Genomic DNA, 19,349 nt, shown 5'->3' on the forward strand with positions numbered 1-19,349 from the left:
GCGGCGACTCCTTGTTGATGCGCCTGACGTAGTCGAGCACCGGCCGGGTGACCTCACGGTAGGGCGAGGCGATCACCTTGAGCGGCACGGTGATATTGCTGTCCTCCCACTCGCGGACCAAAGCGCGGGTCTCGGTGTCGTCGACGTTGACGGTGATCGCCTCCAGGGAGTCCGGACGCGTCGCCCGGGCGTAGGCCAGCGCGCGGCGGGTCGGCAGGTGCAGCTTGGAGACCAGCACCAAAGCGTGGTTGCGGCTGGGCAGCACCGCCTGATCGTCCAGCGCGGCGGACTGTTCGGCCAGCTCCTGGCTGACCGCGTCGTAGTGCCGGCGGATCATCTTCATCATGCCGAACAGCACCGACATCGCCACAATCGCGATCCAGGCGCCGGCCAGGAACTTGGTGATGATTACCACGATCAGCACCGATCCGGTGGCGACGAAGCCGATGGTGTTGACCACCCGGGAGCGCATCATCTTGCCGCGGGCCGCTCGGTCGGTTTCAGTGCGCAGCAACCGGTTCCAGTGCCGCACCATGCCGATCTGGCTCAGCGTGAACGAGACGAACACCCCGACGATGTAGAGCTGGATCAGCGCGGTGACCTCGGCGCCGAACGCCACGATGAAGGCGACGGCCACCACCGCCAAAAACACGATTCCGTTGGAGAACGCCAGCCGGTCACCGCGGGTGTGCAGCTGACGTGGCAGATACCGGTCTTGGGCCAGGATCGAGCCCAGCACCGGAAAGCCGTTGAACGCGGTGTTGGCGGCCAGCGCCAGGATCAGCGCGGTCACGCCGGCGATGATCCACAATCCGGGCGGGAAGCCGCGGAACACCGTCTCGGCCAGCTGCGCCAACAGCGTCTTCTGGTCGTAGTCGGCCGGCGCCCCGATCAGTTGTTCGTGCGGGCGCGCGGCGATCTTCACCCCGGTCTCCCTCGCCAGCACGATGATGCCCATCATCAAGGTCACCGCGATGACGCCCAGCATCAACAGCGTGGTGGCCGCATTGCGCGACTTGGGTTTGCGGAACGCCGGCACACCGTTGCTGATCGCCTCCACCCCGGTCAGCGCCGCACATCCCGACGAAAACGACTTCGCCACCAGGAACACCAGGGCCACGCCGACCACCTCGCCGTGCGCCGAGTGGATCTTGAACGCTGCCGATTCGGCCTGCAGCGGATGGTCCAGCACGAAGATCTGGAATAGTCCCCAGCCCAGCATCGCGAACACACCGATCATGAACGCATACGTCGGAAAGGCGAACGCGGTGCCGGATTCGCGGATGCCGCGCAGATTGGCCGCGGCCACCACCACGACGGTCCCCACCGCGAACGCCACCTTGTGATCGGCGATGAACGGGATCGCCGAACCGATGTTGGCGATCCCCGAGGAGATCGAGACAGCAACGGTCAGAACGTAATCCACCATCAGTGCGCTTGCCACGGTCAGGCCCGCCGTGCCCCCCAGGTTGGTGGTGACCACTTCGTAGTCGCCGCCGCCGGAGGGGTAGGCATGCACGTTCTGGCGGTAGGAGGCCACCACGGTGATGAACACGAACGCCACGGCCAGGCCGACCCACGGCGTCAGCCGGTAGGCCGCGATGCCCGCCACCGACAAGACCAGGAAGACCTCTTCGGGGCCGTAGGCCACTGAGGACAGCGCGTCGGAGGCGAACACCGGCAGTGCGACGCGTTTGGGCAACAGCGTGTGACTGAGCCGATCGCTGCGGAACGGCCGGCCCAGAAGCAGCCGCCGAGCAGCGGTGGAAATATTCGACACGAGAGCCAAGGGTAAGCCAGGGCGGCTCTGGCGGTAGCGTTCACCGAATACGGGCACTACTGCGGGCGACAGCCAGCCGAAACCAGCCGAAAGGACCGTGCAGGTGCGGGTAGTTGTGATGGGGTGCGGCCGGGTGGGGGCCTCGGTGGCAGACGGGCTGTCCCGGATCGGCCACGAGGTCGCCATCATCGACCGTGACACCACCGCGTTCAACCGGCTCAGCCCGGAATTCAGCGGCGAGCGGGTGCTGGGCATGGGCTTCGACCGCGACGTGCTGCTGCGCGCTGGCATCGAGGAGGCTGGGGCGTTCGCCGCGGTGTCCTCGGGTGACAACTCCAACATCATCGCCGCGCGACTGGCCCGCGAGACGTTCGGCGTGGCCCGGGTGGTCGCACGTATCTACGACGCCAAGCGGGCCGCGGTCTACGAACGGCTCGGGATTCCCACCATCGCCACCGTGCCCTGGACCACCGACCGGCTGCTCGACGCCCTGACCCGCGAGAGCGAGACCACCAAGTGGCGCGACCCGACCGGCACCGTCGCGGTGGCCGAGGTCGTGCTGCACGAGGACTGGATCGGCCGCCCGGTCACCGACCTGGAAGCCGCCGTCAACGCCCGCGTGGCGTTCTTGATCCGGTTCGGCACCGGCATCCTGCCCGAGCCCAAGACCGTCATCCAGGCCAGCGACCAGGTGTACATCGTCGCGGTGTCGGGCCGCGTCGCCGAGGCGATCGCGATCGCCGCGCTGCCGCCCAGCGAGGACCTGGAATGAAAGTCGCGGTGGCGGGGGCCGGGGCCGTCGGCCGGTCGATCGCCCGGGAACTGCTCGACAGTGACCACCAGGTGACGCTGATCGAGCGCAACCCGGAGCACATCGACGTCGAGGACATCGCCGATGCCCAGTGGCATCTGGGTGACGCCTGCGAACTGAGCCTGCTGGAGTCGGTGCACCTGGAGGAATTCGACGTCGTCATCGCCGCCACCGGCGACGACAAGGCCAATGTGGTGCTCTCGCTGCTGGCCAAGACCGAGTTCGCGGTGCCCCGGGTGGTCGCCCGGGTCAACGACCCCCGCAACGAGTGGCTGTTCACCGACGCCTGGGGGGTGGACGTGGCGGTGTCCACGCCGCGGATGCTGGCCTCGCTGGTCGAGGAAGCCGTCGCGGTCGGGGATCTGGTGCAGCTCATGGAGTTCCGCAAGGGCCAGGCCAACCTGCTGGAGATCACGCTGCCCGACGACACCCCGTGGGGCGGCAAGCCGGTGCGCAAGCTGTCGCTGCCTCGCGACGCTGCGCTGGTGACGATCCTGCGCGGGACGCGGGTGATCGTGCCCCAGGACGACGAGCCCCTCGAGGGCGGCGACGAGTTGCTGTTCGTCGCGTCGAGCGGGGTCGAGGACGAACTGCGCCAGCTGCTGCTACCCGCGCACTGACCGCGGTTCGCGGCCGTCTGCTGCGTCGGCGTCGGACCGGGAATCCAGCGCCCGCTGCACGTATTTGACCGCCAGATAGGTCACCAGGGCCGCGAGCGCGGTCAGCGGCCAACCCATCGCGATGCGCGCCACCCCCAGCCAGCCGGTCTGGTCGGCGTTGTAGAGCAACCGCTGCACCACGAAGCGGGACCCGAACACCAGCACCCAGGTCAGCGTCGCCGCGTCGTAGGCGTAGATCGCCGCCCGCAGCTCACGCCAGGCCAGGCCCTGCCCGCTGGCCCAACTCCAGATGTAGCCGACCACCGGGCGGCGGATCAGGATGGATCCGGCGAACACCACCGCCCACACCAGCGAGGTCCAGATCCCGAGCAGGAAGTAGCCCTTGGAGTCGCCCATCAGATAGGCGATCAGGGCGCACACGGCCACCCCGAAGAATCCCGAGACGGCCGGCTGGGTGGATTCCCGGCGGATCAGTCGCCACACCAGCACCGCCGCGGCCGTGCCCAGCGCCGCCATGACGGCAACCCGCAGCCCGAAGAAGCTGGAGGCCGGCACGAACACGACGATCGGCAACGACGAGTAGATCACGCCGGCCGCCCCGCCGATCTGGTCCAGCAGCCGCTGTGGCCCCTGGGGGCCGAAGTCGTCGGTCATCACTGCTCCGGGCTGGCGGTCTCCGGCGCTCACTGCTGAATTTCGTAGTGCGGGTTGTAGATGGCTTTGGAGCCGCTTTCGAGTTTTCCGACCCGGCCGTGCACCCGCAGGGTGCGGCCCGAGTCGATTCCGGGAATGCGGCGCTGCCCCAGCCACACCAGCGTCACCGTGTCGGTCCCGTCGAACAGCTCGGCGCGGACCCCGCCCACGCACCCCTTGGCGTTGGCTTCCACGCTGCGCAGCACGCCGACCATGGTGACCTCTTGACCGCGTTCGCAGTCGATGGCGCGCTGGGCGCCGGTATTGAGCGCCTCGTCGGACAACTCCTCGACGTCGCGCAGCTCAGGATCTTCCGTCAGTCGCCGAGTCAGCCGGCGCAGGTATCCCTTCGGCGCAGCCATGCCCTCTCCCTCAAGTGTGTGCGCCCGCTAGGGTAGACCTGTTGATTACCCAATGCCACACGACCCGGCACGATCAAGGGGTGGCATTTGATTTGCGCGGTGTGACGGCCGTCCTGCTACCGGGAACCGGATCCGACGACGACTACGTACGCCGGGCGTTCGAGGCGCCGTTGCAGCAGGTGGGCGCCGAATTGATCGCACACCGTCCGCAACCGGACCGTCTCGTCGAGGGTTATCTCGCGGCGCTGGACGGCGCGGCCCGATCCGGCCCGATCGTCGTCGGGGGCGTATCGATCGGCGCGGCGGTGGCCACCGCGTGGGCGCTGAGCCATCCGGGGCAGGTGGTCGCGGTGTTGGCCGCACTACCCGCCTGGACCGGCCCGCCCGACGCCGCCCCGGCCGCCCAGGCCGCCCGCTACAGCGCCGAGCAGCTGCGCCGTGACGGGCTGCCGGCGGTGGTGGCCCAGCTGCGGGCGACCAGCCCGGCCTGGCTCGCCGACGAGCTGACCCGCTCCTGGACCGACCAGTGGCCGCTGCTGCCCGACGCCCTGGAGCAGGCCGCGGCCTATGTCGCCCCGACCTGCGCCGAGCTGGCCACCCTGGCGGCGCCGATGGGGGTTACCGCGGCCGTCGACGACGCGGTGCATCCGTTGCAGGCCGCCTCCGAATGGGTGGCCGCCGCTCCGCGGGCGGCGCTGTGCACCGTGACCCTGGAGGAGATCGGCGCCGACCCGTCCGTGCTGGGCACCGCCTGCCTGACGGCACTGGGCCAAGCTTGGTAGCGCCTCGCTAACCGCCGGGGTTGATTCGGCGGTCCAGCTTCGCCTCTCCTCCGTCGAGCCTCGCTAACCGCCGGGGTTGATTCGGCGGTCCAGCTTCGCCTCTCCTCCGTCGAGCCTCGCTAACCGCCGGTGATAGTGCGCAACTGCTGCATCGCGGATCCCTCCGCGCTGCGACGAGCAGTCGGCGCGGGCGGCGGCACATCACCGCCGGCGCCCGGCGCTGCTCCCCCGGCCGGCTGCTGACCGGCCGGCGCCTGGCCCCTGGCGGCGGCCTGGGCAGCGGCGGCGGCCCGCAACTGCTCAGCCATCGGCTCGGGCAGCCGCACCGGCAACGGGGTGCGCACCGGTAGCGGGGTGTCGCCGCGACGGACCACCGTGTCCGCCAAGGCTTCCCGGGCCTGCTCGGTCAGCGCGTCCATCGACTCGTGCGGTCCGTTGACCACGCAGCGCACCATCCAGCGGTAGCCATCGACCCCGATGAACCGGACCGCGCCGGTCGCCGATCCGACCACCTCCCGGCCCCACGGGCCGTCGATGACGCTGACGCTCGCGGAGTCCCGGCGCAGCGCGTCGGCCAGCTCGGTGGCCACCTCGCGCCACAGCCCCGCCGACTTGGGCGCGGCGTAGGCGGCGATGTTGAACCGTCCGTTGGGCGTCACCAGCCACACCGCGCTGGGCACGCCGGCCTCGCTCAGTTCGACCTGGACCTGGGCGCCGGCGGGCATCGGCACCAGGACCGAACCCAGATCCAGTCGGGCCGTCGTGGCCGCCGCGGGGTCGTCGAAATCTTCGATGTCGAACGGGCCGTCGAGCTCCTCGCCCGCGTCCACGTCTTCCAGGTCCTCGGAGTCCTCGGGTTGCGGCTCGGCGCGCGTCGGCTCGTCGCCGCCGGTCTTGCGCTTGCCCCTACCGAATGCCATCACAGCCGCCCATCTTCGTCGCTTCGCTTCTCACAAACTCGCGTGCCCGCCCGACGAGCCGTGCCCGTCAGCGCCACGGGTGGTCCCGGCCAGCCCTGCCTCATCGAACGAGGTGACCTCGATCAGTTCGGGCAGCTCGACCCGCTGTACCACCAGCTGGGCGATCCGGTCCCCCCGATGGATCTCGATCGGCGTCGCCGGGTCCAGGTTGATCAATGCCACCTTAACCTCGCCGCGATAACCTGCGTCGATCGTTCCCGGACTGTTGACGATTGAAAGCCCCACCCGCGCAGCCAAACCCGATCGGGGGTGCACCAAGCCGACCATCCCGAACGGGATCGCCACCGCGATACCGGTGGGCACCAGGGCACGCTGGCCCGGTCCCAGTTCGACGTCGACCGCGCTGTAGAGGTCGACGCCGGCGTCGCCGGCATGGGCGCGGCTCGGCAGCGGCAGATCAGGATCGAGGCGGACAACCGCGAGACTGGGCGACACGAGCCGCAAGACTACTCTTAGCCGGATGTCGGGATCGCGTCTGAACCACCAGGCACCGCAAACCGTGCGCTACCGCGAGCAACTGTGGGTGCCCTGGTGGTGGTGGCCGCTGGGGTTCGTGGGCAACGGCCTGATGGCCTACGAAGTCCGGTTGGGCCTGCGCAGCCTGCCGGGCTGGCTGCCGTTCGCCGTGTTCTTCGCGATCACCGTGGCCGCCCTGCTGTGGCTGGGACGCATCCAGGTGCGCGTCGTCGAGACCTCCGACACGCGTGAGCTGTGGGTCGGCGAGGCGCACCTGCCGGTGAGCGTCATCGCCCGCGCGGCCGAGGTTCCGCAGTCGGCCAAGTCGGCGGCATTGGGCCGCCAGCTCGATCCGGCGGCCTATGTCGTGCATCGTGGCTGGGTGGGGCCGATGGTGCTGGTCGTACTCGATGATCCCGATGACCCGACGCCGTACTGGCTGATCAGCTGCCGCCATCCGCAGCGAGTGCTGGAGGCCCTGCAGGGCTGAGGGACGGGGTCAGGCCGCGCAGTCGGTGCAGATCATCACGCCGTTCTTCTCACTGGCCAAACGGCTGCGGTGCTGAACCAAAAAGCAGCTCGAACAGGTGAATTCGTCGGCTTGCTTAGGGACGACGCGCACCGACAGCTCTTCGCCGGACAGGTCCGCGCCGGGCAGCTCGAAGGATTCGGCGGATTCGGATTCGTCGACGTCGACCACGGCGGATTGCGCTTCGTTCCGCCGGGCCTTGAGTTCCTCGAGTGAGTCCTCGGAAACGTCGTCGGTCTCGGTGCGACGCGGGGCGTCGTAGTCGGTAGCCATGGTCTTCTTCCCTCGTCCCCTCGTAACCCTGCGCGAGCTTTGTACCAGCGTCGAACGCATCCACCAAATGATTCGTGCCCGGTTCGCGTCCAGATCAACTGTGATTTGCATCACATTACATTCCTGACCACGGTGATCGCCGCCTCGCGCGCCCTCTAGAGTGCGTACGTGGTCGCGCAAATCACTTCCGGCACCGAGTTCGACAAGCATGGCCTGCCCTTCCGGCGGCGCAACTATCGTCCCGCCGCCTACGCCTTGGCCGCGCTGGCACTGTTGACCGCCGTGGCCTGGACCGTGGCACTGACCCGGCCGGCCGACGTTCACGAGGCCGCGGTGTGCAACCCTCCGTCGGCGCCCACCGAACCCGACCAGCCGCGGCTCGGCATCCAGGTGCCGCGGGCCGCGATGATGACCACCACCCCGGCCAAACTGGCCGACGTCAAGGCCCGCGTGCTCAACGCCAGTGGCCGGGCCGGGCAGGCCGCCGATGTCGCCGACGCGCTGCGCGACGACGGTTTCGCCCAGCCGACCGCCGCCAACGACCCGGTCTATGCCAACGACCGGCTGGACTGCCAGGGCCAGATCCGCTTCGGCGAGGCGGGACAAGCCGCCGCGGCGGCGCTGTGGCTGGTGGCCCCGTGCACCGAGCTGTTCCGCGACGACCGCCTCGACGACTCCGTCGACCTGGCGGTCGGAAGCGACTTCGTCAACCTGGCCCACAGCGACGACATCGAAGCGGCGCTGGCGGGCTTGCGTCCGGATGCCACCGGATTGCCCGACCCGGCGCTGCTGACCAAGATCCACTCCGGCACCTGCTGACCAGCGACCCCGTAAGAGGAGAGGGATGACCGGCACCGACTCGACCGATTCCCTGACCGCGTCGCCTGCTGCGACCACCGGCGGCACCGGGCCGCAACGACAGGCGTTCGGCGTCGACGTCGGCGGCAGCGGCATCAAAGGCGGCATCGTCGATCTCGACACCGGCGCGCTGATCGGCGAACGCTACAAGCTGCCCACGCCCAGCCCCGCGACACCGGCCGCGGTCGCCGAGACCGTCGCCGCGGTGGTCCGGCACTTCGGCTGGACCGGCCCGCTGGGGGTCACCTATCCCGGCGTGGTGGTCGACGGCGTGGTGCGCACCGCCGCCAACGTCGACAAGTCCTGGATCGGGGTGAACGCCCAAGCCGCGATCGCCGCCGCACTCGACGGCCAGCCCGTCGTCATCCTCAACGACGCCGATGCCGCCGGACTGGCCGAAGAGCGCTTCGGAGCGGGCAAGGACAACACCGGCGTGGTCGTGTTGCTCACCTTCGGGACCGGGATCGGTTCGGCGGTGATCCACAACGGAAAGCTGCTGCCCAACACCGAACTCGGGCATATCGATGTGGACGGCAAGGAAGCCGAGCACCGGGCCGCCGCGTCGGTCAAGGAGCGCAAGAACTGGAGCATGAAGAAGTGGTCCGAGCAGGTGACCAAGGTGCTGGTGGCCATCGAGGACGCGCTCTGCCCCGACCTGATCATCGCCGGCGGCGGCATCAGCCGCAAAGCCGACCAGTGGGTGCCACTGTTGGGCAACCGGACCCCGGTGGTCGCCGCGACACTGCAGAACACCGCGGGAATCGTCGGGGCCGCGATGGCGTCTGCCACCGACGTCACCCGGTGATTTCCGCCCGCTCAGCGATTGTCGCCCGCGACTGTCGTTACAATGGTCGACGGCGGCCGCCTAACCGATAGCGGCGACTATCCCAGTTGATCACCCAACTGATATAGAGCCGACATTCGACATAACCCGACACTTTCGGTTGCGCACGGCCCTGCGAACCGAAAGTCAGTCCGACCGAAGGGGTGGACGTGGCAGCGAGTAAGGCAAAGCCGGCGACTGAGGAGCCGAAGAAGCGCAGTGCCGCCAAGGCGCCCGCCAAGCCGCCTGCCAAGGCCGCCACCAAGACCCCGGCCAAGCGCACCGCGGCGAAGGCGACCAAGGCCGCCCCGGCCAAGAAGGCCACCAAGACAGCAGCGCGCCCGGCGACCAAGAGCGCCGCCGCCACGAACGGCGACGCCTCCGACGACGCCACCAAGCCCAAGGCCCGGTCGACCCGGGGCCCGGCCAAGAAAGCCGCGGCCGCCAAGGGCGCCAAGAACGCCGACGTCGACCTCGCGACCGAGGATCTGGACACCGACGCCGAACTGGACGGCGAGCCCGGCGAGGACGACATCGACGACGACGCCGACTTGAGCCTGGACGAACTCGAGGACGACGCCGAGTCCGACGACGAATCCGGAGGCGACAACAACGCCTCGACCACCACCGCCGCGGCCACCGAGGAGGCCGGCGACGACGACGACGAGATCGCCGAACCCTCCGAAAAGGACAAGGCGTCAGGCGATTTCGTCTGGGACGAAGAGGAGTCCGAAGCGCTGCGTCAGGCTCGCAAGGACGCCGAGCTCACCGCCTCGGCCGACTCGGTGCGCGCCTACCTCAAGCAGATCGGCAAAGTGGCGCTGCTCAACGCCGAAGAGGAAGTCGAGCTGGCCAAGCGCATCGAGGCCGGTCTGTTCGCCACCCAGAAGATGGCCGAGCACACCGAGAAGGGCGAGAAGCTGGCCGTCGCCTACCGGCGTGACATGGCCTGGATCTGCCGGGACGGCGACCGCGCCAAGAACCACCTGCTGGAGGCCAACCTGCGGCTGGTGGTGTCGCTGGCCAAGCGTTACACCGGCCGTGGGATGGCGTTTCTGGACCTGATCCAGGAGGGCAACCTCGGTCTGATCCGCGCGGTGGAGAAGTTCGACTACACCAAGGGCTACAAGTTCTCCACCTACGCCACCTGGTGGATCCGCCAGGCCATCACCCGCGCCATGGCCGACCAGGCGCGCACCATCCGCATCCCGGTGCACATGGTCGAGGTGATCAACAAGCTCGGCCGCATCCAGCGTGAGCTGCTGCAGGATCTGGGCCGCGAGCCCACCCCCGAGGAGCTCGCCCGGGAGATGGACATCACCCCAGAGAAGGTGCTGGAGATCCAGCAGTACGCCCGGGAACCGATCTCGCTGGACCAGACCATCGGCGACGAGGGCGACTCCCAGCTCGGCGACTTCATCGAGGACTCCGAGGCGGTGGTAGCCGTAGATGCCGTCTCGTTCACGCTGCTGCAGGATCAGCTGCAGTCGGTGCTCGAGACGCTCTCGGAACGCGAAGCCGGCGTGGTGCGGCTGCGGTTCGGCCTGACCGACGGCCAGCCGCGCACCCTCGACGAGATCGGCCAGGTCTACGGGGTCACCCGCGAGCGCATCCGCCAGATCGAGTCGAAGACCATGTCGAAACTCCGGCACCCCAGCCGGTCTCAGGTCCTGCGCGACTACCTCGACTAGGCGACAGGTGACCACAGCACCACCGGCGGCGCTGCTCGCCGTCCTGAACGCGTTTCGTGGCGGCCTGCAGCGCCTGCGGCACGCCACCGTTCCGGCCCCGGTGGCCATCCTGGAGCTGGGCTTCGGGGCGTGGCTGGCCCAGGCCATGCACGCCGCGGTGCGGCTGGGCATCCCCGACGCGCTCAACGACGGCCCACGAACCGCCGAGGACGTCGCCCGGCAGGTGGGTGCCGACCCTGGTGCCACCTACCGGCTGATGCGCGCCTTGGCCAGCAACTCGGTGCTCAAACTGCGCCGCGACGGCCGGTTCGCCCTGACCCGTACCGGACGCGCGCTGGTCTCCGACAACCCGGCCGGTGTCGCCCCGATGGTCGCGTTCATCGGCGCCCCGGCGCACCGCGAGCACTGGTCGAACCTGGAACACTCGGTGCGGACCGGCGAGACCGCCGTGAGCAAGGTGCGCGGAATGTCCTTCTTCGAGTACACCGACACCGATCCCGAACTGGCGCAGGTTTTCAACGACGCCATGACCGGAGCGTCGGCCGTCGCGATCGAAACCGCCGTTCCCGCATATGATTTCAGCACCAGCAAACTGATCGTGGATGTGGGTGGGGGCCACGGCGCGCTGCTGGCCGCGGTGTTGCGTCAGGCGCCGGATGCTCGCGGGGTGCTGTTCGACCTGCCGCAGGTGGTGGCCGGCGCCGACGCGACGATGGCCGCCGCCGGGGTGGGCTCGCGCTGCGATCTCGCGGGTGGGTCGTTCTTCGAATCGGTCCCCTCCGGCGGCGACACCTATCTGCTCAAGACCGTCATCCACGACTGGGACGACGACCGGTCGCTGGAAATTCTGCGCAATGTCCGCAGCGCGATCGCGCCCGGCGGCAAGGTGCTGCTGTTCGAGATGGTGTTGCCCGAGGGCGCGCCCGCCCACCTGGGCCTGGTGCTCGATTTGGAGATGCTGGTCGCCGCCGGCGGACAAGAACGCACCCGGCGGCAGTACGCCGCGTTGCTGTCGCAGGCGGGATTCCGGCTGCAGCGGGTGATCGCCACGACGAGTCCGATGTCGATCATCGAGGCCCGCCCGGTTTAACCGCCCGGTTTAACCGCCCGGCCGGATGTGCCGGCGCGTAGGATCGCCGTCGATGTCCACCGATGGCGAGTCGTCGCAGACCTTCACCGCCCTGCTCAAGCGCGCGGTGGCCCACGGCCATCCGGCGCCGGCCGAGGCCACCCTGGATCCTGCTGTGCTCTCGGCGGTCAACGCCGTCGCCGCCGCGTGGCCGCGGGTGCCCGCCGCGTTGATCAACAAGGCTCAAAACGTGTTCGCCCGTAGCGAACTCACCCGGAAGTCAGCGGCCAAACCGACCACCCCGATCAACCTCAATCGGCCGCGGCGAACGCACCGTCCGGGCCCGGCCGATACTGCGTGACACCGATCACCGCGCCGACGGGCAACGGCCCGTACAGGTGCGGGAAGAGCATCGATTCCGGATCGCCCGGCACGCCGGGCTCCCACTGCACCGGCGCCTCCACCTTGGCCGGGTCCACCTGCAACAACACCAGATCGGGGCGGCCCCGGTAGAGCCGATTGGCGGGCAGATGAACCTGCTGCGGTGTCGACAAGTGCACGAAACCCATACTGTCCAACGACTCGGGACGCAGCGCACCCGACGTCTGCGCGCTCGCCCATTCCGCGGCGCTGCACAAATGCACAAGGATGCCGGAAGCGTTCATCGTCGTCGATCCTGCCCTAGCGCCGCCTCGGGGTGAGACACGACACAGCCGAAGCCGGGAACAACGCCGAACGCCCGAGCGTCTGACACACTTGAGACCAACCGCGAGAACGGAGGAGCCCATGAACGCGACTCTGACCAGTCCCGAACTGACTCGGGCTGATCGATGCGACCGGTGCGGTGCTGCCGCCCGGGTGCGAGCCACGCTGCCCTCCGGTGCCGAACTTCTCTTCTGCCAGCACCACGCCAACGAGCACGAAGCCAAGCTGATCGAGCTGGCGGCCGTGATTCAGGTCAGCGCGGCGGACGAGGCCTAACCTCAAGCCCCGCAACACGCCCGCGTCGGCGGGAGTTGTGCAGCAGCACCACTTGTCAGGAATGCTGGGCTGGTCATGACTGACCAGATTCCCCGACCTTCCCGACACCACCTGCTGCGCATCGCCCGCCGCACCTTGGCCAAGAGCTGGGACGACTCGATCTTCGCCGAGTCGGCGCAGGCGGGCTTCTGGTCGGTGCTGTCGCTGCCGCCGCTGCTGCTGGGGATGCTGGGCAGCCTGTCCTACATAGCACCGTTGTTCGGCCCGGACACCTTGGCGACCATCCAGGACCGGCTGATCGGCATGGCCAGCAGCTTCTTCTCGAAGAACGTGGTGGTGGAAATCATCGAACCCACCGTGCGGGACATCGTCTCCAACGCTCGGGGCGAGGTGGTCTCGCTCGGCTTCGTGATTTCGCTGTGGGCCGGTTCCTCGGCGATCTCGGCGTTCGTCGACTCGGTGGTCGAGGCACATGATCAGACCGCGCTGCGTCATCCGGTGCGGCAGCGGTTCTTCGCGCTGGGCCTGTATGTGGCGATGCTGGTGATCGCGGTCGCCGGGGCCCCGTTCGCCGCGCTGGGCCCTCATGCGGTGGCCGAACACCTGCCCACCCGGTGGACGGATCTGCTGCGGTTCGGCTATTACCCGGCGTTGGTGCTGGGGCTGCTGGTGGCCGTGACCGTGCTCTACCGGGTTTCGCTGCCCAAGCCCCTGCCCTCGCACCGGCTGGTGATGGGTGCGGTGCTGGCCACCACGGTGTTCGTCGTCGCGACGCTGGGGCTGCGGGTCTACCTGCGCTACATCACCAGCACCGGCTACACCTACGGGGCGCTGGCAACCCCGATCGCCTTCCTGCTGTTCGCCTTTCTACTCGGTTTCGCCATCATGTTGGGCGCCGAGCTGAACGCCGCCGTTCAGGAGGAGTGGCCGGCGGAGTCCACCCACCTGCGCCAGTTGCGCGAGTGGGTGGCGTCTCGGACGTCCCGAACCGATCCCGGCGACGACGATCCGCTCACGCATTCTTGAGGCTCACGCCTTCTTGAGGCTCACGCCTTCTTGAGGCTCACGCCTTCTTGAGGGTCGCGTAGATCCGCTTGCAGTCCGGGCAGACCGGCGATCCAGGTTTCGCCGACTTGGTCACCGGGAACACCTCACCGCACAGCGCCACCACGTGGGTGCCCATGACCGCGCTCTCGGCGATCTTGTCCTTCTTGACGTAGTGGAAGAACTTCGGGGTGTCGTCGCCGGTCCCGTCATCGACGCGTTCCTCGGCATCGGTGCGCTCGAGAGTGTCGGTCTGTATGCCCATCTGCCCATTGTGCCCAGAACTCCATGGATCGTAAAACCCCTGCTGCCGCGACACCGGTCGGTGTGGGACAGTGGAGTGATGAAGCACGGCCCCGAGCTGGGTTTCGACGACGACGGTCGGCCGGTGCTCATCACTGCGGCCGCCCCGTCCTTCGAACAGCAGCACCGCGAACGGGTACGCAAGTACCTGACGCTGATGGCGTTCCGGGTGCCGGCACTGGTGCTGGCCGCGATCGCCTACGGGATGTGGCACAACGGCTTGATCTCACTGCTGATCCTGGTCGCCTCGATACCGCTGCCGTGGATAGCGGTGCTGATCGCCAACGACCGGCCGCCGCGCAGCGCCGATGAGCCGCGCCGATACGACGCCGCTCCGGCACGTACACCGTTGTTCCCCACCGCCGGACGCCGGGCGCTGGAGCAGCCGCGGCCTGTCGAGCCCGGGCCCGGATCGCCTACCTGCGAGCCGGGGTCCGAGTCGCGCGAGTCCGGTGGCGGCGCGGCCAGCGAACCGCCGCACGGTACCGGTTCTTAGTACATTCTCAAAGACATCCCGGTATTCCCGCACGTCAAGTGGTGTGGAAAAGCGATCCGGCGGGAACTCTGCACCCGTGTCAGACGTTGACACGTGTGACAGCTGAAGCCGATCAACGGGAGGCCGTAATGGCAAGGGCAGATGCCACCATCAGTCGGATCGACGGCGACCTGGACGCGCAGAGTCCAGCCGCGGATTTGGTGCGGGTGTACCTCAACGGTATCGGCAAGACCGCACTGCTCAACGCCGCCGACGAGGTGGAGCTCGCCAAACGCATCGAGGCCGGGCTTTATGCGCAGCACCTGCTCGACACCCGCAAGCGCTTCGGCGAGAAGCGCAAGCGCGAGCTGGCCGCGGTGGTCCGCGACGGCGCGGACGCCCGCCGGCATCTGCTGGAAGCCAACCTGCGCCTGGTGGTCTCACTGGCCAAGCGCTACACCGGTCGCGGGATGCCGTTGCTGGACCTGATCCAGGAAGGCAACCTCGGGCTGATCCGTGCGATGGAGAAGTTCGACTACGCAAAGGGATTCAAGTTCTCCACCTACGCCACCTGGTGGATCCGCCAGGCCATCACCCGCGGGATGGCCGATCAGAGCCGCACCATCCGCCTGCCGGTGCACCTGGTCGAGCAGGTCAACAAGCTGGCCCGGATCAAGCGTGAGATGCATCAGCAGCTCGGCCGCGAGGCCACCGACGAGGAGCTCGCCGCCGAATCCGGTATTCCGGCGGAGAAGATCAACGACCTGCTGGAGCACAGCCGCGACCCGGTCAGCCTGGACATGCCGGTCGGCTCGGACGAGGAGGCTCCGCTGGGCGACTTCATCGAGGACTCCGAGGCGATGTCCGCGGAGAACGCGGTGATCTCCGAGCTGCTGCACACCGACATCCGCAGCGTCCTGGCGACCCTGGACGAGCGTGAGCACCAGGTGATTCGGCTGCGGTTCGGCCTCGACGACGGGCAGCCCCGCACGCTGGATCAGATCGGCAAGCTGTTCGGCCTGTCCCGCGAACGGGTCCGCCAGATCGAGCGTGAGGTGATGGCCAAGCTGCGGAACGGCGAGCGCGCCGACCGCTTGCGCTCCTACGCCAGCTGACCCCTTCCCGCCGGGCCGCCGCAGCATTGCGACGGCCCGGCGGCCATGTCTGCCGCCGGGGCGCCCTCGGCGTCGCTCGCTAACCGCGGTTTGGCCTGCCGAAGTAGACTCAGCGGGGACGGAAGGCGCGTAATGAATGAGTTGGTTGATACCACCGAGATGTACCTCAGGACGATCTATGACCTTGAGGAAGAGGGTGTCACCCCGCTGCGTGCTCGGATCGCCGAGCGGCTGGAGCAAAGCGGGCCGACCGTCAGCCAGACGGTGTCCCGCATGGAGCGCGACGGCCTGCTGAGGGTCGCCGGTGACCGGCACCTGGAACTCACCGAGAAGGGCCGCGCCCTGGCGGTGTCGGTGATGCGCAAGCACCGGCTTGCCGAGCGACTGCTCGTCGACATCATCGGGCTCCCCCTGGAAGACGTGCACGCCGAGGCCTGCCGTTGGGAGCACGTGATGAGCGAGGACGTCGAGCGTCGTCTGGTCCAGGTGCTCGACAACCCCACCACCTCACCGTTCGGCAACCCAATCCCGGGTCTGCTGGATCTCGGTTTCGGCGCGGACTCCGGGTCCTGGGACGCCGACCTGGTCCGGTTGACCGAGCTGCCGGCGGGCTCGCCGGTGGCGGTGGTGGTGCGCCAGCTCACCGAGCACGTGCAAGGCGACATCGACCTGATCACCCGGCTGAAAGAGGCCGGTGTGGTGCCGAACGCCCGGGTGACCGTCGAGGCCGACGCGGACGACGGCGTGACCATCGTGATGCCCGGGCACACCGACGTCAGCCTGCCCTACGAGATGGCGCACGCCGTCAAGGTCCAGAAGGTCTGAACCGCCGGGGTTCATGTAGCGGTCCCAGCTTCGCGTCTCCTCCGTCGAACCTCGCTGAACCGCCGGGCTCAGCCGGCCCGCTGACCGAAACCCTGCCGCTGCGGCAACCGCACCCCGAGTTGTCGGGCAAGCCGATATCCGGTGTCGGCCAGCCCGCGGATGCGGTCCGGCCGCAATCCCGATTGCAGCGCCGTGTCGAGCAGGCCCGCCATCCGGTGTTCCGGCGCGCACCGCAACGCGGCCTCCAGCGATACCCCGGCCAGCGGTCCGTCTCCGCGCGCGTAGGCGCCGAAGGCCAGCAGCACCAGCGCCTCGGCCCGCCACGGCTCGGGCAGGGCGCGGGCCAGCACCGACCACAGCATCTCCGCGTCGCCGGCGTGTTCGCCGATTGCCAACGCACACAGAGTGTCCCGGACCAGCACATCGGTCAGCGAACATCCGAGCCGCGCCAGGTCCGCCTCGTTGGGCTCCTCACCATCAGCCAGCGCGATCACGGCCTGCAGCATCGCTTCGACGTCGCGGCGGGCCCGGTCCTGTCCCCCGGCCTTGACCGCGGCCGACCGGTCGGCCGCATAGTCATCGATCGCGGCCCTCACCGCGGCACGGCGCGCCGCGTCGTCGGGGGCGATCACCGCCTGCAGGTCCGCTCGGCGTGGGTAGAGGCGCCTGCCCTCCAGCACCGCGGCAGCAGCCAGCGGCGAGGCCTCCGGGTCGTCGACCGGGCCGCCGGCGCCGCAGCCATCGGCGCAGTGCCACCGGCCCCCGGCTGCCACCCGGTCCACCAGGTGCACGGTGAGCAGCTCAATGTCGTGGCGCGACAACTCCAGCGACAGGGCGTCGACCAGCCGGCGATGCTGGTCGTTGCAGACCGGGCAATGTGCTCCATCGGCGTCGACGATCACCGCGATCGCCGCCGCCGGGGCAGCGGCCGCGGCGACGTCGGCGAGGTGGCCGACGGTATCGGCCAGCTCGTCGGTGAGGTCGACCCGCAGCACCGAGCCCAGTTCACCGCCGTCGATCGCGACCAGGATCAAAGACTTCTCCGGCACGAAGCCGAGGATGGCCGGCAGCGCCGCGATCAGCGCTCCGGGCCGATTCAAGGTGAATTCGGGTTGCTTCGTCGTCATGGCAGCAACGTTGACGACGCCCACCGTCATCGGGGGCGCACCCGCGTGCGTTCGGCGGCCACTTTGTGGATGAAGCCGCAACTGTGAGCCGAGCGCGCGCGAATCGAAGGGGATTTCATCGCTGAGCGAACGGGAACCCCTCGGGGAATGCGGTCGACGCACCCGCGCGTTGTCGGTCGCATGTGCGCATCGTTTTCCGATGCGGCCCGAAGTGGGGGAAACTAGGCGGTGCGATCCGCACTGAGATCGATGAGGAGGCAGAGGCAATGGCCGACCAACCGGACACCGGTCCCGCCCCGGACCGGCATTATCAGGCCGAGCAAGGCGGCATGTACGAGCTGGAGGTCCCGGCGCCTCAGCTGACGTCGCCGGACGGCGTGGGTCCGGTCCTCATCCACGCGCTGGAGGGCTTCTCCGACGCCGGCCACGCGATCCGGCTGGCCGCCGGCCACCTCAAGACCACCCTCGACAGTGAGCTGGTCGCCTCTTTTGCGATCGACGACCTGCTCGACTACCGGTCTCGCCGGCCGGTGATGACCTTCAAGACCGACCACTTCACCCATTACGCCGAACCCGAGCTCAGCCTGTACGCGCTACGCGACACGGCGGGGACGCCGTTTCTGCTGCTGGCGGGCATGGAGCCGGACCTCAAGTGGGAGCGGTTCATCACCGCCGTGCGGCTGTTGGCCGAGCGGCTCGGGGTCCGGCGGACCATCGGGCTGGGCACCATCCCGATGGCGGTCCCGCACACCCGGCCGGTGACACTGACCGCGCACTCCAACAACCGGGAGCTGATCACCGATTTCACCCCGTGGATCGCCGAGGTGCAGGTCCCGGGCAGCGCCTCCAACCTGCTGGAGTATCGGCTGGCCCAGCACGGCCACGAGGTGGTCGGGTTCACCGTCCACGTGCCGCACTACGTGTCGCAGACCGACTACCCGGAGGCGGCCGAGGCTCTGCTGCGGCAGGCGGCCCAGTCGGGTTCACTGCAGTTGCCGCTGGGCGAACTCGGTGTGGCCGCGGCCGAGATCCGAGCCAAGATCGACGAGCAGGTCGAGGCGAGCGCCGAGGTGGCCCAGGTGGTGGCGGCACTGGAACGCCAGTACGACGCGTTCATCGCCGCCCAGGAGAACCGTTCGTTGCTGGCGCGCGACGAGGATCTGCCGAGCGCCGACGAACTGGGCGCCGAATTCGAACGCTTCCTGGCCCAGGAGGCCAAGAAGGACCGCGGCGACGACTGACGGGGGCTACCCGGTTCGCCGCAGGCTGGCGGTGAGGTGGTTCTGCGCCGGCTGACCCACCGCACCCATATCCAGCGTGTAGGACAATTCGTCGCCGGCGAGGCGGTAGTGGCGGCGCAGCGCTGTCACCTTCTTGGCGGTGGGTGCCAGCCCGATCGTCGGCGCCGTCATCTCGAGATCGATGCCGTCGGCGGTCACCTGGTAGCTGCCCACCTCGATCTCGGTGATCCCACTCGGGTGGGCCAGCACCCACTCGATCCGGCCCGGTTGCGGGACGCGTAGGTACCCGGTCTCGGCGTGCAGCGGCAGGCCGTCGGCGGCCGACTTGGTCTTCTGGCCATAGATCAGAAACGGCTTGCCGACGTGCGAGAAGCTCACCTCTTCGAGGTAGTCGAACGACGTGATCGTGGGATACACCCCCGAGCCCCGGCCGGACCAGGTGCCCAACAGCGGGGCCAGCTCCACCAGATTCGCGTGCAGGTCGGGTGCCATGGAGCCAGCGTAGTGCGCG

Annotated in this window: 25 protein-coding genes; 15 read left to right on the forward strand and 10 right to left on the reverse strand. The window is 68.7% G+C overall.

The window, feature by feature from the left end; genetic code table 11:
- Positions 1-1,780, reverse strand: a 1,780-nt coding sequence (locus A5648_RS07700; protein ID WP_065023973.1) for an APC family permease, incomplete at its 3' end; no start/stop codon positions are given.
- 103 nt (positions 1,781-1,883) lie between these two features.
- Here A5648_RS07700 and A5648_RS07705 point away from each other — a divergent pair.
- Positions 1,884-2,552 carry a potassium channel family protein gene (locus A5648_RS07705; RefSeq protein ID WP_082966372.1) on the forward strand — a complete coding sequence of 223 codons (669 nt, stop codon included), beginning with the start codon at positions 1,884-1,886 and terminating at the stop codon, positions 2,550-2,552.
- A complete protein-coding gene (locus tag A5648_RS07710; RefSeq protein WP_065023975.1) occupies positions 2,549-3,211 on the forward strand; it encodes a potassium channel family protein in 663 nt (220 codons plus the stop codon). Before A5648_RS07705 ends, A5648_RS07710 begins: the two co-directional genes overlap by 4 nt.
- Here A5648_RS07710 and A5648_RS07715 read toward each other — a convergent pair.
- A complete protein-coding gene (locus A5648_RS07715; RefSeq protein WP_065023976.1) occupies positions 3,197-3,865 on the reverse strand; it encodes a DUF3159 domain-containing protein in 669 nt (222 codons plus the stop codon). The two genes, A5648_RS07710 and A5648_RS07715, sit on opposite strands and share 15 nt — an antisense overlap.
- Positions 3,866-3,894: 29 nt before the next feature.
- Positions 3,895-4,266, reverse strand: a complete 372-nt coding sequence (locus A5648_RS07720) for an OB-fold nucleic acid binding domain-containing protein (protein WP_065023977.1) — start codon at positions 4,264-4,266, stop codon at positions 3,895-3,897.
- An 80-nt stretch (positions 4,267-4,346) separates the two neighbouring features.
- Here A5648_RS07720 and A5648_RS07725 point away from each other — a divergent pair, with 80 nt between their 5' ends.
- On the forward strand, positions 4,347-5,048 hold the full coding sequence (locus A5648_RS07725; RefSeq protein ID WP_065023978.1) for an alpha/beta fold hydrolase: 702 nt from the start codon (positions 4,347-4,349) through the stop codon (positions 5,046-5,048).
- Positions 5,049-5,167: 119 nt separating this feature from the next.
- On the opposite strand, the gene A5648_RS07730 is transcribed toward A5648_RS07725, so the two are convergent.
- Together A5648_RS07730 and dut are read right to left on the reverse strand one after the other, a co-directional pair.
- A complete protein-coding gene (locus tag A5648_RS07730; RefSeq protein ID WP_065023979.1) occupies positions 5,168-5,968 on the reverse strand; it encodes a DUF3710 domain-containing protein in 801 nt (266 codons plus the stop codon).
- A gap of 30 nt (positions 5,969-5,998) precedes the next feature.
- Positions 5,999-6,463: a dUTP diphosphatase gene (gene dut, locus A5648_RS07735; RefSeq protein ID WP_065023980.1), complete on the reverse strand. Its 465-nt coding sequence runs from the start codon at positions 6,461-6,463 to the stop codon at positions 5,999-6,001.
- Between the two features lie 25 nt (positions 6,464-6,488).
- Here dut and A5648_RS07740 point away from each other — a divergent pair, with 25 nt between their 5' ends.
- A complete protein-coding gene (locus A5648_RS07740) occupies positions 6,489-6,974 on the forward strand; it encodes a DUF3093 domain-containing protein (RefSeq protein ID WP_065023981.1) in 486 nt (161 codons plus the stop codon).
- A 9-nt stretch (positions 6,975-6,983) separates the two neighbouring features.
- Here the strand turns inward: A5648_RS07740 and A5648_RS07745 are convergent, their stop codons facing one another.
- On the reverse strand, positions 6,984-7,286 hold the full coding sequence (locus A5648_RS07745) for a DUF4193 domain-containing protein (RefSeq protein ID WP_013829371.1): 303 nt from the start codon (positions 7,284-7,286) through the stop codon (positions 6,984-6,986).
- Between the two features lie 168 nt (positions 7,287-7,454).
- On the opposite strand from A5648_RS07745, the gene cei reads away from it, so the two are divergent.
- The 5 genes from cei (at position 7,455) to A5648_RS07770 (ending at position 12,088) form a co-directional block, all read left to right on the forward strand.
- Positions 7,455-8,105 (forward strand): envelope integrity protein Cei, encoded by a 651-nt coding sequence (gene cei / locus A5648_RS07750; RefSeq protein ID WP_065023982.1) that lies wholly within the window; start codon positions 7,455-7,457, stop codon positions 8,103-8,105.
- 25 nt (positions 8,106-8,130) lie between these two features.
- Positions 8,131-8,949: a polyphosphate--glucose phosphotransferase gene (gene ppgK, locus A5648_RS07755; RefSeq protein WP_065023983.1), complete on the forward strand. Its 819-nt coding sequence runs from the start codon at positions 8,131-8,133 to the stop codon at positions 8,947-8,949.
- A 188-nt stretch (positions 8,950-9,137) separates the two neighbouring features.
- A complete protein-coding gene (locus A5648_RS07760; protein ID WP_065024008.1) occupies positions 9,138-10,658 on the forward strand; it encodes an RNA polymerase sigma factor in 1,521 nt (506 codons plus the stop codon).
- Between the two features lie 7 nt (positions 10,659-10,665).
- Complete coding sequence (locus tag A5648_RS07765; RefSeq protein ID WP_065023984.1) at positions 10,666-11,748, forward strand: methyltransferase; 1,083 nt, start codon at positions 10,666-10,668, stop codon at positions 11,746-11,748.
- A gap of 52 nt (positions 11,749-11,800) precedes the next feature.
- Positions 11,801-12,088 carry a hypothetical protein gene (locus tag A5648_RS07770; RefSeq protein ID WP_065023985.1) on the forward strand — a complete coding sequence of 96 codons (288 nt, stop codon included), beginning with the start codon at positions 11,801-11,803 and terminating at the stop codon, positions 12,086-12,088.
- Here the strand turns inward: A5648_RS07770 and A5648_RS07775 are convergent.
- The gene (locus A5648_RS07775; protein WP_065023986.1) at positions 12,039-12,392 is read right to left on the reverse strand and encodes a DUF952 domain-containing protein; all 354 of its coding nucleotides are present in this window, start codon (positions 12,390-12,392) and stop codon (positions 12,039-12,041) included. The two genes, A5648_RS07770 and A5648_RS07775, sit on opposite strands and share 50 nt — an antisense overlap.
- Positions 12,393-12,513: 121 nt before the next feature.
- Here A5648_RS07775 and A5648_RS07780 point away from each other — a divergent pair, with 121 nt between their 5' ends.
- Both A5648_RS07780 and A5648_RS07785 read left to right on the forward strand, forming a co-directional pair.
- Entirely contained in the window at positions 12,514-12,708 is a 195-nt protein-coding gene (locus A5648_RS07780) for a DUF7455 domain-containing protein (RefSeq protein ID WP_065023987.1), read from the forward strand.
- A 75-nt stretch (positions 12,709-12,783) separates the two neighbouring features.
- Complete coding sequence (locus A5648_RS07785) at positions 12,784-13,734, forward strand: YihY/virulence factor BrkB family protein (protein WP_065023988.1); 951 nt, start codon at positions 12,784-12,786, stop codon at positions 13,732-13,734.
- A gap of 37 nt (positions 13,735-13,771) precedes the next feature.
- On the opposite strand, the gene A5648_RS07790 is transcribed toward A5648_RS07785, so the two are convergent.
- Positions 13,772-14,011 (reverse strand): DUF3039 domain-containing protein, encoded by a 240-nt coding sequence (locus tag A5648_RS07790; protein ID WP_064855156.1) that lies wholly within the window; start codon positions 14,009-14,011, stop codon positions 13,772-13,774.
- A 66-nt stretch (positions 14,012-14,077) separates the two neighbouring features.
- On the opposite strand from A5648_RS07790, the gene A5648_RS07795 reads away from it, so the two are divergent.
- From A5648_RS07795 to A5648_RS07805, 3 genes are all read left to right on the forward strand, one after another.
- The gene (locus tag A5648_RS07795) at positions 14,078-14,551 is read left to right on the forward strand and encodes a DUF3099 domain-containing protein (protein WP_082966370.1); all 474 of its coding nucleotides are present in this window, start codon (positions 14,078-14,080) and stop codon (positions 14,549-14,551) included.
- Between the two features lie 128 nt (positions 14,552-14,679).
- The gene (locus A5648_RS07800) at positions 14,680-15,645 is read left to right on the forward strand and encodes a sigma-70 family RNA polymerase sigma factor (protein ID WP_064855086.1); all 966 of its coding nucleotides are present in this window, start codon (positions 14,680-14,682) and stop codon (positions 15,643-15,645) included.
- 132 nt (positions 15,646-15,777) lie between these two features.
- Positions 15,778-16,470 carry a metal-dependent transcriptional regulator gene (locus tag A5648_RS07805; RefSeq protein WP_065023990.1) on the forward strand — a complete coding sequence of 231 codons (693 nt, stop codon included), beginning with the start codon at positions 15,778-15,780 and terminating at the stop codon, positions 16,468-16,470.
- Positions 16,471-16,538: 68 nt separating this feature from the next.
- Here A5648_RS07805 and A5648_RS07810 read toward each other — a convergent pair whose 3' ends face one another.
- The gene (locus A5648_RS07810) at positions 16,539-17,597 is read right to left on the reverse strand and encodes a DUF4192 domain-containing protein (protein ID WP_065024009.1); all 1,059 of its coding nucleotides are present in this window, start codon (positions 17,595-17,597) and stop codon (positions 16,539-16,541) included.
- A gap of 266 nt (positions 17,598-17,863) precedes the next feature.
- On the opposite strand from A5648_RS07810, the gene A5648_RS07815 reads away from it, so the two are divergent.
- On the forward strand, positions 17,864-18,838 hold the full coding sequence (locus A5648_RS07815) for a proteasome assembly chaperone family protein (RefSeq protein ID WP_065023991.1): 975 nt from the start codon (positions 17,864-17,866) through the stop codon (positions 18,836-18,838).
- A 6-nt stretch (positions 18,839-18,844) separates the two neighbouring features.
- Here A5648_RS07815 and A5648_RS07820 read toward each other — a convergent pair whose 3' ends face one another.
- A complete protein-coding gene (locus A5648_RS07820; RefSeq protein ID WP_065023992.1) occupies positions 18,845-19,330 on the reverse strand; it encodes a peroxynitrite isomerase in 486 nt (161 codons plus the stop codon).
- Positions 19,331-19,349: the final 19 nt, after the last annotated feature.

The organism is Mycolicibacter sinensis (assembly GCF_001673565.1).
GTDB lineage: Bacteria > Actinomycetota > Actinomycetes > Mycobacteriales > Mycobacteriaceae > Mycobacterium > Mycobacterium sinense_C.